Source organism: Haloferax sp. Atlit-12N (genome assembly GCF_003383095.1).
Classification (GTDB): Archaea; Halobacteriota; Halobacteria; order Halobacteriales; family Haloferacaceae; genus Haloferax.
In genome coordinates, this window is the sequence record NZ_PSYW01000001.1 from 1,420,449 (window position 1) to 1,436,345 (window position 15,897).

The 15,897-nt window shown below is 67.6% G+C and carries 14 protein-coding genes; 13 read left to right on the forward strand and 1 reads right to left on the reverse strand.

Annotation, left to right across the window (positions count from 1 at the left end; all coding sequences use genetic code 11):
- Positions 1 to 6: 6 nt before the first annotated feature.
- From C5B90_RS07555 to argF, 11 genes are all read left to right on the forward strand, one after another.
- Complete coding sequence (locus C5B90_RS07555; RefSeq protein WP_115880317.1) at positions 7 to 492, forward strand: cation:proton antiporter regulatory subunit; 486 nt, start codon at positions 7 to 9, stop codon at positions 490 to 492.
- Complete coding sequence (locus C5B90_RS07560) at positions 492 to 1,706, forward strand: cation:proton antiporter (protein ID WP_115880319.1); 1,215 nt, start codon at positions 492 to 494, stop codon at positions 1,704 to 1,706. Before C5B90_RS07555 ends, C5B90_RS07560 begins: the two co-directional genes overlap by 1 nt.
- 484 nt (positions 1,707 to 2,190) lie before the next feature.
- Positions 2,191 to 3,408 (forward strand): argininosuccinate synthase, encoded by a 1,218-nt coding sequence (locus C5B90_RS07565; protein ID WP_058568776.1) that lies wholly within the window; start codon positions 2,191 to 2,193, stop codon positions 3,406 to 3,408.
- Position 3,409: 1 nt separating this feature from the next.
- Complete coding sequence (gene argH / locus C5B90_RS07570; protein WP_115880321.1) at positions 3,410 to 4,876, forward strand: argininosuccinate lyase; 1,467 nt, start codon at positions 3,410 to 3,412, stop codon at positions 4,874 to 4,876.
- Between the two features lie 326 nt (positions 4,877 to 5,202).
- Entirely contained in the window at positions 5,203 to 5,382 is a 180-nt protein-coding gene (lysW, locus tag C5B90_RS07580; RefSeq protein ID WP_004045057.1) for a lysine biosynthesis protein LysW, read from the forward strand.
- A 1-nt stretch (position 5,383) separates the two neighbouring features.
- Positions 5,384 to 6,259 carry a lysine biosynthesis protein LysX gene (gene lysX, locus C5B90_RS07585; protein ID WP_115880323.1) on the forward strand — a complete coding sequence of 292 codons (876 nt, stop codon included), beginning with the start codon at positions 5,384 to 5,386 and terminating at the stop codon, positions 6,257 to 6,259.
- Positions 6,256 to 7,299, forward strand: coding sequence for an N-acetyl-gamma-glutamyl-phosphate reductase (gene argC / locus C5B90_RS07590; RefSeq protein WP_058827975.1), 1,044 nt, complete (start codon positions 6,256 to 6,258; stop codon positions 7,297 to 7,299). The genes lysX and argC overlap by 4 nt, the downstream gene beginning before the upstream one ends.
- A 54-nt stretch (positions 7,300 to 7,353) precedes the next feature.
- Positions 7,354 to 8,286: an acetylglutamate/acetylaminoadipate kinase gene (locus C5B90_RS07595; RefSeq protein WP_115880325.1), complete on the forward strand. Its 933-nt coding sequence runs from the start codon at positions 7,354 to 7,356 to the stop codon at positions 8,284 to 8,286.
- Positions 8,283 to 9,419: an aspartate aminotransferase family protein gene (locus C5B90_RS07600; RefSeq protein ID WP_115880327.1), complete on the forward strand. Its 1,137-nt coding sequence runs from the start codon at positions 8,283 to 8,285 to the stop codon at positions 9,417 to 9,419. The genes C5B90_RS07595 and C5B90_RS07600 overlap by 4 nt, the downstream gene beginning before the upstream one ends.
- Positions 9,416 to 10,555: a [LysW]-lysine hydrolase gene (locus tag C5B90_RS07605; RefSeq protein WP_115880329.1), complete on the forward strand. Its 1,140-nt coding sequence runs from the start codon at positions 9,416 to 9,418 to the stop codon at positions 10,553 to 10,555. Before C5B90_RS07600 ends, C5B90_RS07605 begins: the two co-directional genes overlap by 4 nt.
- A 69-nt stretch (positions 10,556 to 10,624) precedes the next feature.
- Positions 10,625 to 11,524, forward strand: coding sequence for an ornithine carbamoyltransferase (argF, locus tag C5B90_RS07610; protein WP_115880331.1), 900 nt, complete (start codon positions 10,625 to 10,627; stop codon positions 11,522 to 11,524).
- Between the two features lie 35 nt (positions 11,525 to 11,559).
- Here the strand turns inward: argF and C5B90_RS20530 are convergent, their stop codons facing one another.
- Positions 11,560 to 12,030: a DUF6789 family protein gene (locus tag C5B90_RS20530; protein ID WP_158547217.1), complete on the reverse strand. Its 471-nt coding sequence runs from the start codon at positions 12,028 to 12,030 to the stop codon at positions 11,560 to 11,562.
- A 147-nt stretch (positions 12,031 to 12,177) separates the two neighbouring features.
- Here C5B90_RS20530 and C5B90_RS07615 point away from each other — a divergent pair, with 147 nt between their 5' ends.
- Together C5B90_RS07615 and C5B90_RS07620 are read left to right on the forward strand one after the other, a co-directional pair.
- Positions 12,178 to 14,382: an ATP-dependent DNA helicase gene (locus C5B90_RS07615; protein ID WP_115880333.1), complete on the forward strand. Its 2,205-nt coding sequence runs from the start codon at positions 12,178 to 12,180 to the stop codon at positions 14,380 to 14,382.
- A gap of 75 nt (positions 14,383 to 14,457) precedes the next feature.
- Positions 14,458 to 15,834 carry a cytochrome P450 gene (locus C5B90_RS07620; protein WP_115880335.1) on the forward strand — a complete coding sequence of 459 codons (1,377 nt, stop codon included), beginning with the start codon at positions 14,458 to 14,460 and terminating at the stop codon, positions 15,832 to 15,834.
- The last annotated feature ends 63 nt before the right edge of the window (positions 15,835 to 15,897 follow it).

Here is a 15,897-nt window from a genome sequence, read left to right on the forward strand (position 1 = left end):
ACAGTCATGACTATCTACGAGAGTGACCTTCCGGGCGTCGGGAAGAAACACGAGGTGGAACTCGGCGACGGCTCCCGGCTCGTCATCGTGACGCACAACAGCGGCAAGCGGGAGGTGTTCCGGCGCGCGAGCGCCGACAGCGACTCCGAAAAGCTGTTCGAACTCACCGACAAGCTGGCCCGACAGGTGGGGACGCTCCTCGAAGGCGCGTACTTCCAGCCGGTCCAGACGGAGGACATCGAGACGCTCCTCGGCGACAACACGCTCATCGAGTGGGTCGAGGTCGGCGCGGACTCCGACATCGCGGGCAAGACGCTCGGCGAGTCTGACCTCCGGCAGGCGACCGGCGCGTCGGTTATCGCCATCGAACGCGACGACGAGGTCGTCGCCTCGCCCGGCGGCGACGCGATGGTCGAAGCCGGTGACACGCTCGTCGTCATCGGTCCAAAAGCGGCCTGCCGCGACTTCACGGCGCTCGTCAAAGGGACCTGATGGCGGCGGCGCTCCTCGAATTCGGCTACCTGTTCGTCGTCCTCGCGGTCGTGGGAGCGGTCGCGCTCCGCCTCGGCCTGTCGGTGATTCCCCTGTACGTCGTCGGCGGTGTCGTCGCCGGACCGTACGTCGCCGGGCGGGTCGGGCTCCCCTACGTCCCGAACGGCGAGGTCGTGACGGTTCTCGCGGAACTCGGTATTGTCCTCCTCCTGTTTTTCCTCGGGTTGGAGTTCAGCCTCGACCGACTCCGGTCGTCGGGGGCGAAAATCGGCCGCGCGGGCGTCATCGACCTCGCGGTGAACCTCCCCATTGGCGTCGCCATCGGTCTCGTCCTCGGGTGGTCACCGGTCGAGTCGCTCCTACTCGGCGGCATCGTCTACATCTCGTCGTCGGCAATCGTGACGAAGACGCTCATCGACCTCGGGTGGATTGCGGACCCCGAGTCGGAGCCGATTCTGGGGACGCTCGTCTTCGAGGACCTCGCTATCGCGGTCTACCTCGCGGTCGTCACCTCGCTCGTACTCGGCGGCGACGGCGGCGTCGCGGCCATCGGTCGGTCGCTCGCCATCGCCTTCGGCTTCCTCGGACTCCTGTTCGTGGCCGTCCAATACGGGACGGCGCTTTTCGCCCGCGTCCTCGACGTGGAGAACGAAGAGGCGTTCGTCCTGCGGGCGCTCGCGGTCGTCGTTCCCATCTCGGGTGCGGCGCTCGCGCTCGGGGTGAGCGAGGCCGTCGCGGCGTTCTTCGTCGGCATGGGCTTTTCCACGAGCGGCCACCGGGAGCGACTCGAACACCTGCTCGTCTCGGTCCGCGACGTGTTCGCCGCGGTGTTCTTCTTCTGGATCGGCCTCGGCACCGACCCGACGCTGTTGGCGGCGGCCGCCGTCCCGCTCGTCATCGCGGTCGTCCTCTCGACGCCGTCGAAGGTCGTCTCGGGCTACCTCGGCGGCCGGGCGTACGACCTCTCTGCGCACCGGTCGCTCCGGGTCGGCGTCGGACTGGTCCCCCGCGGCGAGTTCTCGCTCGTCATCGCGGCGCTGGCCGCCGCGGGCACGACGCCGGTGATGCGCGAAATCATCCCGGCGTTCGCCGTCGGCTACGTCTTCGTCATGAGCGCGCTCGGGACGGTGCTGATGCAGCGGTCGGACCTCGTGGAGCGACTCGTCTTCCGCGGCGGCGCGGCGGACAGCGAAACCTCGGCTGAGAGCACCTAATTCGTCCCGGCGCGGCGTTTTCGGCCCACCGACGACGACCAACCCGACCGGCCACAGAACACTTACCCGAGGAGTCGTCACGTTGCGGGTGCTATGACCCTTATCGAGTGGCTCATCATCGCAGTCGTCGCGCTCGCGATTATCGCGCTCGTGGTCGCGCTCGTCGACAACGAACTGCTGGTCGAACTCGCCGGGGAGTTGCTCGACTGAGGAAAGGTTTGCGCCGCCGGAAGCGTTTAATAGGGACGACATCGTAGCGTCTCACAACCATGGCGACTCGCAGCACTTTCGCCACTTTTGCCCCGCTGCGAGCCGCGGCTGTCCGACCCCGACGACGGGCCCTTTAGGGCCACAATCATCATCTCCTTCGGGACACGTCGAAATCTCTAATCTTCCATTTTCGTGCCTATAGGCATCTCTACCACTTAATTTCACAGATTGAATGCAAAGAATTTATCTGTATGTCCCCGCCACAGACGAGTACATGAAGAAAGTCGCACTCGCGTTCTCGGGCGGACTCGACACAACAGTCTGCGTCCCGATTCTCGAAGAGGAGTACGGATACGACGAAGTCGTCGGCGTCACCGTCGACGTCGGCCAGCCGGAAGAGGAGTTCGAGGAGGCCTACGAGACGGCCGAGGCCCTCGGGCTGGAACACTACGTCGTCGACGCGAAACAGGAGTTCGCACAGCTCTGTCTCGACTCGGTGTGCGCCAACGCGGACTATCAGGGCTATCCGCTCGGCACCGCGCTCGCGCGTCCGGTCATCGCCAAGGCAATCCTCGAACTCGCAGAGGAGCAGGACTGCGACGGCATCGCCCACGGCTGTACGGGCAAGGGTAACGACCAACTCCGCTTCGAGGCGGTCTGGCGCGCCTCCGACCTCGAAGTCATCGCGCCCGTCCGCGAGATGGGCATGACCCGCGAGTGGGAAATCGAGTACGCCGCCGAGAAGGACCTCCCGGTACAGGGCGGCAACGAGGGCGTCTGGTCCATCGACACGAACCTCTGGAGCCGTTCCATCGAGGGCGGCAACCTCGAAGACCCCGGCTACGTCCCGCCGGAGGACATCTACGAGTGGACCGACCAGCCGTCCGACGAGACGGAACTCATCGAAATCACGTTCGAAGACGGCTACCCGGTCGCCGTCGACGACGAGGAACTCGAACCCCTCGAACTCATCTCGCTTCTCAACGAGAAGGCCGGCAAGCACGGCGTCGGCCGCACGGACATGATGGAAGACCGCATGCTCGGCCTCAAGGTGCGCGAGAACTACGAGCACCCGGCCGCGACGACGCTCCTGAACGCCCACGAGGCGCTCGAAGGGCTCGTCCTCACGAAAGAAGAGCGTGACTTCAAGGCCACCGTGGACAACGAGTGGTCCCAGAAGGCCTACGAGGGCCTCATCGACGCCCCGCTCGTGGGCGCGCTGAACGCCTTCCTCGAAAAGACCCAAGAGCGCGTCACGGGCACCGTGACCATCAAGTTCGAGGGCGGACAGGCCCGCCCGGTCGGCCGCGAGTCCGAGTACGCCGCCTACTCCGAGTCCGCCGCCTCCTTCAACACGGAGACGGTCGACGGCATCGAGCAGGCCGACGCGACGGGCGTCGCCAAGTATCACGGCTTCCAGGCGCGTCTCGCCAACCAGAGCGCGAAGAAGCAGAAGCCCGAACTCGCCGCAGACGGCGGTAGCGACGAGTAAGATGGCAGGCGAGGACGGCGACTCCGAGGGCGTCATCCGCCGGGACCGCTTCAGCGGCGGCCCCGCCCGCGGGTTCATGTCGAGCCTCGCGGCCGACGAACGCATCTTCGAGGCCGACCTCGCCGTCGACCGGGCGCACGTCGTGATGCTCGCGTCGCAGGACATCATCGAGTCCGAGGTCGCGAGCGAGATTCTCGCCGCGCTGGACGAAGTCGAGGCCGCGGGCCACGACTCGCTTTCGGGCGGCGAAGACGTCCACGAGGCCATCGAGGCCGCCGTCATCGACATCGTCGGCCCCGACGGCGGGAAGATGCACACCGCCCGCTCGCGCAACGACGAGGTGGCGACTTGCATCCGCTACCGCCTACGCGAGGACGTGCTTTCGGCCCTCGACGCGGCGCTCGCCCTGCGCGAGTCGCTGGTCGAGACGGCCGCCGAACACACCGAGACGGTGATGCCCGGCTACACGCACCTCCAGCCCGCGCAACCGACGACGGTCGCGCACTTCCTGTGCTCGTACGAACGGGCGGTCGCCCGCGACTGCGCCCGCCTCATGTGCGCGTACGAGCGCATCAACCAGTCGCCGCTCGGGTCGGCGGCGTTCGCGGGCACGCCCTTCGACGTGAACCGCGAACTCGTGTCCGACCTGCTCGGCTTCGACCGCGTGATGGAGAACTCGATGGACGCCTCCGCGACCCGCGACTTCCTCGCGGAGACGCTGTCGGCGCTCACGACCCACGCGGTCACGCTCTCCGGCCTCGCCGAGGACCTCGTGATATTCTCGAACAAGGGGCTCGTCGAGCTGTCGGACGACTACTCGTCGACCTCCTCTATCATGCCGCAGAAGAAGAACCCCGACACGATGGAACTCGTCCGCGCCGTCGCGGGCGACGCCGTCGGGGAACTCACCGGCCTCCTGACGACGCTGAAGGGACTGCCGCGCGCGTACAACCGCGACCTCCAGCGCGCCCACAAACACGCGTTCCGCACCGTCGACGACGTTGCCGAGGCGGCCGCGGTGGCCGCCGGCGCAGTCGGGTCGGCGACGTGGCCCGAGGAGGAACTCGCCGCGGCCGCGGGCGACGGTTTCTCGACCGCGACCGGCGTGGCTGACCTGCTGGCGATGGCCGGCCTCCCGTTCCGCACGGCCCACGAGGTCGTCGCGGAGGCGGCCGCCCGCTCCGAGGGAACGCCCGACGTGGCAACACTTGACGCCGTCGCTACGGACGTATTAGGTGAGTCACTCTTTACACACGTGACAGCCGAGGCCGTCGAAGCCGCGCTCGACCCGACCGAGAGCGTGGCGAGTCGCGATTCGGTCGGCGGGCCCGCGCCCGCCGCCGTGGAGGCGACGCTCTCGACGGCCCGCGACGAGCTCTCGGACGACACCGCCGCCGTCGCCGACGCGCGCGACTCGCTCGCGGCGGCCGCCGAGGGTCTCGACGAGGAGGTTTCGAGCTATGTCTGAGTCCACAGGCGCGACGCCCGCGGGCCTGCTCCGACGACCGCGAGCAGCCGCGCCGCGACTCCCGGCCGCGGGCCTCCGACGACCCCGACCGGAACCGCGGCGACGACGACGACCGCGCCCGACGCGGGGGACGGGCCGACCGGTCCGACGACCGGTCCCGTCTCCGGCGTCGAGTGAGCGTGGCACCCAAGCTCGACGCGTCGTTCGGTCGACCCGTACTGTCGGCCGATTCGACAGATAACACCCGCTAGAGACTTCTTTACATTAATTTTTGGCGCGTAATTTTCGACGGCTTTAATACTATCCGTCGACCAGCCACGGATGTAATGAGCGACACCATCACCGCGGAAGACCCGCTGAGCGGAGAGGAAATCGAGCTGCCGGCCGACGTCGAAGTCGGCGAAATCATCGACAGCCCCGCCACGGGCGCAGAGCTGGAAGTCGTCTCCCTCGACCCCGTGACACTCGAAGAAGCGCCCGAACTCGAAGAGGACTGGGGAGAGTAAATTGCACGTTGGACTGCTCTATTCCCGGATTCGCCGCGACGAGAAGCTCCTGCTCAACGAGCTTCGCGACCGCGGCCACGAGGTGACGAAGATAGACGTTCGGAAAGAGCAGTTCGACCTCACGGAGCCGCCGGAATCGTTCGACGGACTCGACGTGGTGGTCGACCGCTGTCTGGCGACGAGCAGGAGCATCTACATCACGCGCTTCCTGCAGTCGTACGGAATCCCGGTCGTCAACTCCCACGAGACCGCCGACATCTGCGCCGACAAGGCGAAAAACAGCCTCGCGCTCGTGGACGCGGGCGTACCCACGCCGAACACGAAGGTGGCCTTCACAGTCGAGTCGGCGATGGAAATCGTCGAGGAGTTCGGCTACCCCTGCGTCCTCAAGCCGGTCGTCGGCTCGTGGGGTCGCCTGATGGCGAAAATCGACTCCGAGGCGGCCGCCGAGGCCATCCTCGAACACAAGTCGACGCTCGGCAACTACGAGCACAAGGTGTTCTACATCCAGGAGTTCGTCGAGAAGCCGGGCCGCGACATCCGCGTGCTCGCCACCGACGGCGAGCCCGTGGCCGCGATGGTCCGCTCGTCGGACCACTGGCTCACGAACGCCGCGAAGGGCGCGAGCGTCGACGAGTTCGAACTCGACGACCGCGCGAAGGAACTCGTGAAGCAGGCGTCCGACGCGGTCGGCGGCGGCCTGCTCGGCGTCGATCTCATGGAGACGGGAGATGACTACACCGTCCACGAGGTCAACCACACCGTCGAGTTCAAGGCGCTCAACGACGCCGTCGAGACGGACGTTCCCGCGACAGTCGTCGACTGGCTCGAAGCCAAGGTCGACGGCGAGCAGTCGCTGGCGGAGGTCTCGGCGTGAGCGACCAACTCACTGCGGGCGTCGTCGGCGGCTCCGGCTTCACCGGCGGCGAACTGCTCCGCCTGCTCGACGGCCACCCGAACTTCGACGTCGAACAGGCGACGAGCCGCTCCTACGAGCGCAAGACCGTCGGCCATGTCCACCCGAACCTTCGTCACCTCGACCTCCGTTTCACCTCGCCGGAGGACCTCGAATCAGTCGACGTGCTGTTCACGGCGACGCCCCACGGCGTCTCGATGGAGCACATCGACGCCTTTCAGGACGCGGCGGACACCGTCGTCGACCTCTCTGCGGACTTCCGTCTCTCCGAGGCGGCGCAGTACGACGAGTGGTACGACGGCCACGTCTGCCCGGAATACCTCGAACAGTCGGAGTACGCGCTCCCCGAACTGAACCGCGAGAACCTCCCCGGCGCGGACCTCATCGCCGCGGGCGGCTGTAACGCGACCGCGACGATTCTCGGCCTCAAGCCGCTTTTCGACGCCGGCATCCTCTCCGGCGACGAGCAGGTCGTCGTGGACGTGAAAGTCGGCTCGTCGGAGGGCGGCGCGGGCGCGAGCAAGGCGTCGTCGCACGCCGAGCGCTCGGGCATCGTCCGCCCCTACGCGCCGACCGGCCACCGCCACGAGGCCGAAATCGAGGAGTACCTCGGCCTCTCGGTCTCGTTTACCGTCCACGCGGTCGACATGGTTCGCGGCGCGGCGGCGACCTGTCACGTCTTCCCCGACGGCCCCGTCTCGAAGGGCGACATGTGGAAAGCGTTCCGCGGGTCCTACGGCGACGAACCGTTCATGCGAACCGTCGCCGGCGGCGGCGGCGTCTACCGCTACCCGGAACCGAAGTCGGTCGCCGGGACGAACTTCGGCGAGGTCGGCTTCGAAATCGACCCCGGAAACCGACGACTCGTCGTCTTCTCGGCCATCGACAACATGATGAAAGGCTCCGCGGGGCAGGCGGTCCACGCCGCCAACATCGCGCTCGGGCTGGATGAGACCGCCGGACTCGACTTCACCGGCTTCCACCCCATCGGCTCGCCCTGACCGCACCGCCCCCGAACGCTCGCCCCGACCCACGATTTACGCACCATTTCGACTATGACAGGATACACACGCGAGGAACTGCTCGCGGCACACGAACAGCTCGTCGATAACGAAGACAACCTCATCGCTGACGGTGGCAAGGAGCCGCCGGTCGTCGTCAAAATCGGCGGCGCGAAGGCCGTCGACCCGAAGGGAGCCGTCTCCGACGTGGCCCACCTCGTCGCTAACGGCACCGACGTGGTCGTCGTCCACGGCGGTTCGACCGCCGTCGACGAGACGCTCGAAGAACTCGGCGAGGAGCCGACGTACGTCGAGTCGCCCTCGGGCGTCTCCGGCCGCTTCACCGACGAGCGCACCATGGAGGTCTTCTCGATGGTGATGCCCGGCAAGCTCAACACGGACCTGACGGCGCTGTTCCGCGAGGCGGGCGTCGACGCGCTCGGCCTCTCGGGCGTCGACGGCGGCCTCCTGACCGGGCCGCGCAAATCGGCCGTCCGCGTCGTCGAAGACGGCAAGAAGAAAATCAAGCGCGGCGACCACTCCGGGAAGATTACCTCGGTGAACGCGACGCTCCTCGAAACCCTCCTCGACGGCGGCTACACGCCCATCGTGACCGTTCCGATGCTCGCCGACGACGGCGTGCCGGTCAACGCTGACGCCGACCGCGCCGCCGCCGCGGTCGCGGGCGCGCTCGGCGCGAAACTCGTCGTCCTCACCGACGTGAAGGGCGTCTACGCCGACCCCGACGACGAATCGACGCTCATCGAGACGGCCGACACGCCCGAGGAGTTCTCGGCGCTCGAATCGGCCGCCGAGGGGTTCATGACCAAGAAGGTCATGGCCGCGAAGGAGGCGCTCGACGGCGGGGCCGCCGAGGTCATCGTCTCCGACGCGAACCTGAACGACCCCATCGTGACGGCGCTCAACGGCGGCGGCACGCACGTGACGCCCGGCGCGCTGGTCGAAGCCGAGGGGGCCGAACAATGAGCGGCTTCGTCTTCAACGAGAAGCCCATCGCCATCGAGTCCGGCGAGGGACCGTACCTCTACTCGGACGACGGCACCGAGTACCTCGACTTCGGTGCGAGCTACGCCGTCGCGGCGCTCGGCCACTCCCACCCCGCGGTCACCTCCGCGATTCAGGAGCAGGCCGCGAAGCTGACCTACGTGCAGGCGTCGTATCCCGTCGAGGTCCGCACGGAACTCTACGAGAAGCTGGCGACGCTCGCGCCCGGCGACATCTCGAACGTCTGGCTCTGTAACTCCGGCACGGAGGCAAACGAGGCGGCGATGAAGTTCGCCCGCTCCGCGACCGGCCGCCAGAAAATCGTCGCCACGAAGCGCGCCTTCCACGGCCGCACCCTCGGGAGCCTCGCGCTCACGTGGAAACAGAAGTACAAGAAGCCCTACGAGCCGGTCGCCGGCGGCGTCGAGTTCGTCAGCTACGGCGACGAGGAGGAACTCGCCGAGGCCGTCGACGACGAGACGGCTGCGGTCTTCTTAGAGCCGATTCAGGGCGAAGGCGGCATCAACCCCGCCACGGCTGAGTACCTCCAGACCGCCCGCGACCTGACCGACGACGCAGGTGCCGCGCTCGTCTTCGACGAGATTCAGACCGGCATCGGTCGCACCGGGTCGCTGTGGGCCTGCGAGAACGCCGGCGTCGTCCCCGACATCCTGACGAGCGCGAAGGGCATCGCCAACGGCCTGCCCCTCGGCGCGACGCTCTGTGCCGACTGGATTGCGGACGGTGCGGCCTCCCACGGCTCGACGTTCTCCGGCGGCCCCGTGGTCTGCGCGGCGGCGAACGCCACCCTCGACACCATCGTCGAGGAGGACCTGCCCGGCCACGCGGCCGCGGTGGGCGACTACCTCACGACGGAACTCGAAGCCGCCGTCGAGGAACACGACCTGCCGGTCCGCGAGGTCCGCGGCGACGGTCTCATGATCGGCGTCGAGGTCAAACGCGGCGCGAACCGCACGCTGAAGCACCTCGCGCTGTCCGAGCAGTTGCTCGCGCTCCCCGCGGGCCGGACGGTCGTCCGGTTCCTGCCGCCGCTCGTCATCGATGAGGAGCATGCCGACCGCGCGGTCGACGCCATGGCGAACGTGTTATCATGAACGCCGAAATCGACCGCGAGGAAGGTAGCGAGGCGGAAGCGACGACGAAGACAGAGATGGAGACAGAGGCAGAGACGACGCCCGACGCCGACACCGACGCCCTCGACGAGGGCGAGTGGGCCGACGCGCGCCACCTCCTCTACGACATGGTCTCGACGCCCTCGGTGTCGGGCGACGAGGAGGCGGCCGCCGAGGTCCTGAAAGCGTTCTTCGAGGCGCACGACCGCGAGGTCTGGATAGACGAGGTCGGCAACGTCCGCGCGCCAGCCGACGACGCGGTGCTTCTCACCTCCCACATCGACACCGTCCCCGGCGACGTGCCGGTGAAGATAGAAGACGGCGTCCTCTGGGGTCGCGGGAGCGTCGACGCGACGGGACCGCTCTGTTCGATGGCCGCGGCGGCCGTCGAGACGGGCGTCTCGTTCGTCGGCGTCGTCGGCGAGGAGACCTCCTCGCGCGGCGCGTGGCACCTCGTGGAGGACCGCGAGGAACCCGACGCGGTCGTCAACGGCGAACCCTCGGGCTGGGACGGCGTCACGCTCGGCTACCGCGGGTTCCTCTCCGGGACGTACATCTCGACGAGCGAACTCGGTCACTCCTCGCGTCCCGAGGAGAACGCCATCCAGTCCGCGGTCGCGTGGTGGTCCCGCGTGGCCGACTTCTTCGACGAGGAGCGCGACGGCGTCTTCGACACGGTGACGACCAAGCCCGTGACGTTCGACGGCGGCCCGACCGAGGACGGCCTCGCGGTCGAGGCGACGGTTGACGTGCAGTTCCGCGTCCCGCCGCGGCTCACCATCGACGACGTGCGCGAGGTCGCCGAGAGCGAACTCACCCGCGGCGGCGTCCACTGGAACAAACCCATCCCGCCGGTCATGATGAGCCCCCGCACCGACGTGGCGCGGGCGTTCCGCGTCGCCATCCGCAACGTCGGCGGCGTAAAGCCCCGGCTCCTCCGGAAGACCGGAACCAGCGACATGAACATCTTCGCCGGGACGTGGGACTGCCCGATGGCGACCTACGGCCCCGGCGACTCGGACCTCGACCACGCCCCGAACGAACACCTCGACCTCGCCGAGTTCGACAGCGCCATCGACGTGCTCGTCGACGTGTGCGAGCGCCTCGCCGACGACTGAGGCGAGACGAGCGGCGGCGACCGAACGACCGAGACGACGAACCGACACGGAGACACGACACACGACACAATGCTCGAAACCACCCACTTCACCGACATCGACGACATCAGCGCATCGGAGTTAGACCGCGTTCTCACCCGCGCCGCCGACATCAAGTCCGGCGACGACGAGGCGCAGCTCACCCGAGCGACGCTGGCGATGCTCTTCGAGAAGCCGAGTACCCGGACGCGTGTCTCCTTCGAGACGGGGATGACCGAACTGGGCGGCCACGCGCTGTTCCTCGGCCCCGAGGACATCCAGCTCGGCCACGGCGAGCCGCTTTCGGACACCGCGCGCGTGCTGGGTCGCTACGGCGACGCCATCATGGTCCGCCTGTTCGACCACGAGGACCTGCTCGAAATCGCCGAGCACTCCGACGCGCCGGTCATCAACGGCCTGACCGACGACGCCCACCCCTGCCAGACGCTCGCCGACCTGCTCACCATCCGCGAACACGTCGGCGACTTCGACGAGGTGCAGGCCGCATGGGTCGGCGACGGCAACAACGTCGGCCAGTCGTTCGTCCTCGGCTGTGCGATGGCCGGCATCGACCTCACCGTGGCGACCCCGCCGGAGTACGGCGTCGACGACGACGTGCTCGAAAAGGCGGACGAACTCGGCTCGACCCCGACGATTACGACCGACCCCGAGGAGGCCGTCGCGGACGCCGACGTGGTCTACACCGACGTGTGGATTTCGATGGGCCAAGAGGACCAACGCCACGAGAAACTGCAGGCGTTCGAGGGGTTCCAACTCAACGAGGACCTGCTGTCCGACACCGACGCGAAGGTCATGCACTGCCTGCCGGCCCACCGCGGCGAGGAGATTACCGGCGACGTGCTCGAAGGCGAGCGCTCGCTCGTCTGGGACCAGGCGGAGAACCGCCTGCACGCCCAGAAGGGACTCATCGTCGAACTGCTCGAAGAATAGCCGGGTCTGCGGCGGTCGCCGCTCTTTTCAGCTTCTCAGAGGACGCCGTCGAGCGCGGGGTACGACGCTCCGAGGACGGCCCCGTAGACGACGTGGCCGACGAGGCTCGTCACGTTCACGTTCGGGAGCGGCGGGTTCGCGGGCGAGCCGACCGCACCGAGCCACACGGGCATGACCAAGACGGCGAGGACGGCCCAGAGGACGACGCCGTAGGCGACGCCCGCCCCGAGCGACCTGCTCGAACCGTCGAGGTCGAAGTCGAGGGCGCTCACGAGGCCGGCGAACGCGACGCCGAGAATCGCGCCGTGGGCGACGTGGATGGTGAAGCCGGCGGCCCCGCCCATCAAGCCGTACATCGAGGGAATGGCGACTTCGAGGACCGGCCGCATCTGGACGACCATCATCGCACCCATCACGACGGCGGCGAGCGAGCCGGCGGCGACGCCGGCGCGCCAGGAGGCGGTCGTCGTCGATTCGAGTCGTGTCGTGGCTGTTTCAGAGGCCATGGCTAGCGTGCCAACGCCTATCATGATAATGCTCTCTCGGACGGGCGACGCCGCCGCATCGCGGAGGTACGCTTATACGGTCCCCGTCATCTCCGGCGGTGTCGGGTGCTCCGAGCCTTTTAATCGGATGGCGGCCGAGATTCTCCCGTGGCCCACGCCAACGGCGCACCCGACGACGGCGACGCGGACGGAGCGTGGCGGTTCTTCCCGTACGACGAGCCGTACCCCAATCAGGAGGCGGCGATGTCCGGCATCGCCGACGCCCTCGACGACGAGCGGAACGTCCTCCTCGAAGGGGCGACCGGGACCGGGAAGACCATCTCCGCGCTCGTGCCCGCGCTCTCGTACGCCCGCGAGCACGACAAGACGGTCGTCATCACGACGAACGTCCACCAGCAGATGCGCCAGTTCGTCGAGGACGCCCGCGCCATCACCAGAGAGGAGGCCATCCGCGCGGTGGTGTTCCGCGGGAAGTCCTCGATGTGCCACATCGACGTGGGCTTTCAGGAGTGTCAGACCCTCCGCGATACGACCCGGAGCATCGTCGAAAAGGAGTCCGACAAGGCCGAACTCTCAGAGCAGGCGCAGTCGCTCCTCGACGGGATGCGAGAGGGCGAGTCCGGCGCGGCCGACGCGCGAAGCGCCGTCACGGACGAACTCGACAGCATCGACGACGAACTGGAAGAGTTGAAGGAGGGCAACTACTGCGAGCACTACTACAACAACCTCACGCGGAACACCGACGAGTTCTTCCAGTGGCTGTTCGACGACGTGCGGACGCCCGACGAGATTTTCGAGTACGCGGGGAAGCAGAACCTCTGCGGCTACGAACTGCTCAAGGAGGGCATGGAGGGCATCGACCTCGTCGTCTGCAACTACCACCACCTGCTCGACCCGATGATTCGCGAGCAGTTCTTCCGGTGGCTGGACCGCGACCCCGACGACGTGATTACGGTGTTCGACGAGGCGCACAACATCGAGAGCGCGGCCCGCGACCACGCGAGTCGCGCGCTCACCGAGAACACGCTCGAAAGCGCGATGAACGAGTTGGAAGACGAAGACGACTCGCGGGCCGAGAGCGCCCGCAACGTCATCGGGACGTTCCTCGACTCGTTGCGCGACAGCTACGAGGAGGCGTTCGGCTTCGGCGAGCGCGAGCAGGTCGGCGAGAACTGGTACGACCTCTCTATCGCCAATCAGGGCCGCCGCGACGACCTGACGATGGACTTCCTGCAGTCCTACGAGGGCCGCGGCATCGACGTGGAGGTCGAACTCGCCCTCCAGTTGGGCAAGCAGTTAGACGAGCAGTACGAAGACGCGTACAAGAACGGCGAGGCGACGACGCGCAAGGAGTGCCAGACGCTACAGGCCGCGAACTTCATCGCCGACTGGACGGAGATGGGCGGCGAACTCGGCCGCCACCCGATGCTGTCGGTCCGCCGCGACGGCGGCACCGACGAGATTTACGGCCGCGCCGAACTGTACACCTGCATCCCGCGAGAGGTCACGAAGGAACTGTTCGAGGAGGTCCACGCGAGCATCCTGATGTCGGCGACGCTCCGGCCGTTCGACGTGACGGAGGGCACGCTCGGCCTCGAAAAACCGGTGACGATGGCCTACGGCCTCGAATACCCCGAGGAGAACCGCCGGACGTTTTCGGTGTCGCTGCCCGCGCTGTTCTCCTCCGAGCGCGACGACCCGGGCACGCAGGAGACAATCGAAGGGATGCTCGCGGACGCGGCCGCCTTCACGCCGGGCAACACGCTCGTGTTCTTCCCGTCGTACGCCGAGGCGGAGCGCTACCACGAGCGTCTGCGTGCGAACCCGGACGTCGACGCGGAACTGTTCTTGGACGAGCCGGGCGTCCGCGCCGAAGAGATGCGCCGGGAGTTCGTCGGCAAGGACGGCGCGGTGCTTCTCACCTCGCTGTGGGGGACGCTCGCCGAGGGCGTGAGCTTCGACGGCGACGACGCCCGAACCGTCGTGGTCGTCGGCGTTCCCTATCCTCACCTCTCCGAGCGGTTGGAGGCAGTACAGGCCGCCTACGACCGCGCCTACCGCGGCAAGAAGGACGCCGGCTGGCGCTACGCCGTCGAGATTCCGACGATTCGGAAGACCAGACAGGCGCTCGGGCGGGTCATCCGCGCGCCCGACGACTTCGGCGTCCGCGTGCTGGCCGACAAGCGCTACACCCGCGAGAGCTCCTCCATGGGGAAGTACGGCGTCCGCGGGTCGTTCCCGGTCGAAGAGCGCGCGGAGATGGTCGACATCGCGCCGAACAAACTCAAGTTCGCGATGCTGAACTTCTACAACGACCACGACGCCTACGACGGCGACCCGCCGCGGCCCTGAGCGGGTCGCGGTCGGCACGGACACGTCGGTCGCGACCGCCGTGCAATTCTTACCTGTTCGAACCAACACAGGGTGATGAGTGCGACCCCTCCCGGACCGAAGGGCCTCCCGTTGTTCGGCGCGAGCAGACAGTACGCCCGCGACCCGTTTACGTTCCTGACGGCCGTCGCGGACGCCTACGGCGACGTGGTCCACTTCGACCTCGGCCCGCTCGACACCTACATGCTCACGAATCCGGCGGATATCGAGACGGTGCTCGTGAGCGAGGCGTCGAAGTTCAGAAAGCCGCAGTTCCAAGACCGCGCCATCGGCGACCTGCTGGGCGACGGCCTGCTGATGAGCGAGGGCGCGACGTGGAAGAAACAGCGCCAACTCGCCCAGCCGGCGTTCGACGTGCGGCGCATCTCGACGATGGCCGGCATGATGACCGACCGGACGGAGTCGATGCTGTCGTCGTGGGGCGACGGCGACGTGGTCGACGTGCAACTGGAGATGGCGCGGCTGACCGTCGAGATAATCGTCGACGCCATGTTCGGCACCGACCTCGACGACGAGCGTATCCGGCGGGTACAGGAGAACCTCGAACCGCTCGGGGCACGGTTCGAACCCGACCCGTTTCGGTTCCTGACGCCCGACTGGGCCCCGACGCGGGAGAACCGCCAGTACAAGGAGGCGCTGTCCGAACTCGAATCGCTCGTCTGGGACATCGTCGAGGAGCGCCGCAGGACCGAGTACGGCGAGACGCCGGCGTCGTCGGTGCCGGCCGAGGCGACGGGTGACGACCGACCGATGGACCTGCTTTCGATTCTGCTCCGCGCCTACGACGAGGGCGAGCAGACGGAGAAGAACCTCCGCGACGAGCTGATGACGATGCTCCTCGCGGGCCACGACACGACGGCGCTGACGCTGACGTACGCGTGGTATCTGCTCTCGCAACACCCCGAGGCGGAGGCGAAGCTCCACCGCGAACTGGACGAGGTGCTCGGCGGGCGGACGCCGACGTTCGAAGACGTGCGAGAACTGGAGTACACCGAGCGCGTGCTGAACGAGGCGATGCGGCTGTACCCGCCGGTGTACGTCATGTTCCGCGAGCCGAAGGTGGACGTTCGTCTCGGCGGCTACCGCGTCCCGGAGGGGTCAGCCATCATGCTCCCGCAGTGGGTCGTCCACCGGTCGGAGCGCTGGTGGGACGACCCGCTTTCGTTCGACCCGGACCGCTGGGCACCCGAACGGGCCGGCGACCGCCCGCGCTTCGCGTACTTCCCGTTCGGCGGGGGGCCGCGCCACTGTATCGGCAAGCACCTCTCGCTCCTCGAAGGCCGACTCATCCTCGGCACCGTCGCCCAGCAGTACGAACTCGACTACGTCCGCGACGAGCCGTTCTCGCTTCGCGGGTCGCTGACGATGCACCCCGAAGAGCCGATGGGGATGCGGCTCCGGGCGCGCGACTGACGGGACGGGGCGAGACGGGACGGGGCGGCACACCGAGGGTCGTCGCTCCGCCGACGGTGACGG

Excerpts from the sequence above, each read along its gene's own strand:
- argH (WP_115880321.1), top strand. The coding sequence starts at position 3,410 with ATGGCAGGCGAGGACGGCGACTCCGAGGGCGTCATCCGCCGGGACCGC.
- C5B90_RS07560 (WP_115880319.1), top strand. The coding sequence starts at position 492 with ATGGCGGCGGCGCTCCTCGAATTCGGCTACCTGTTCGTCGTCCTCGCG.
- C5B90_RS07620 (WP_115880335.1), top strand. The coding sequence starts at position 14,458 with ATGAGTGCGACCCCTCCCGGACCGAAGGGCCTCCCGTTGTTCGGCGCG.
- C5B90_RS07565 (WP_058568776.1), top strand. The coding sequence starts at position 2,191 with ATGAAGAAAGTCGCACTCGCGTTCTCGGGCGGACTCGACACAACAGTC.
- C5B90_RS07605 (WP_115880329.1), top strand. The coding sequence starts at position 9,416 with ATGAACGCCGAAATCGACCGCGAGGAAGGTAGCGAGGCGGAAGCGACG.
- C5B90_RS07595 (WP_115880325.1), top strand. The coding sequence starts at position 7,354 with ATGACAGGATACACACGCGAGGAACTGCTCGCGGCACACGAACAGCTC.
- C5B90_RS07555 (WP_115880317.1), top strand. The coding sequence starts at position 7 with ATGACTATCTACGAGAGTGACCTTCCGGGCGTCGGGAAGAAACACGAG.
- argF (WP_115880331.1), top strand. The coding sequence starts at position 10,625 with ATGCTCGAAACCACCCACTTCACCGACATCGACGACATCAGCGCATCG.
- C5B90_RS20530 (WP_158547217.1), bottom strand. The coding sequence starts at position 12,030 with ATGGCCTCTGAAACAGCCACGACACGACTCGAATCGACGACGACCGCC.
- lysW (WP_004045057.1), top strand. The coding sequence starts at position 5,203 with ATGAGCGACACCATCACCGCGGAAGACCCGCTGAGCGGAGAGGAAATC.
- C5B90_RS07600 (WP_115880327.1), top strand. The coding sequence starts at position 8,283 with ATGAGCGGCTTCGTCTTCAACGAGAAGCCCATCGCCATCGAGTCCGGC.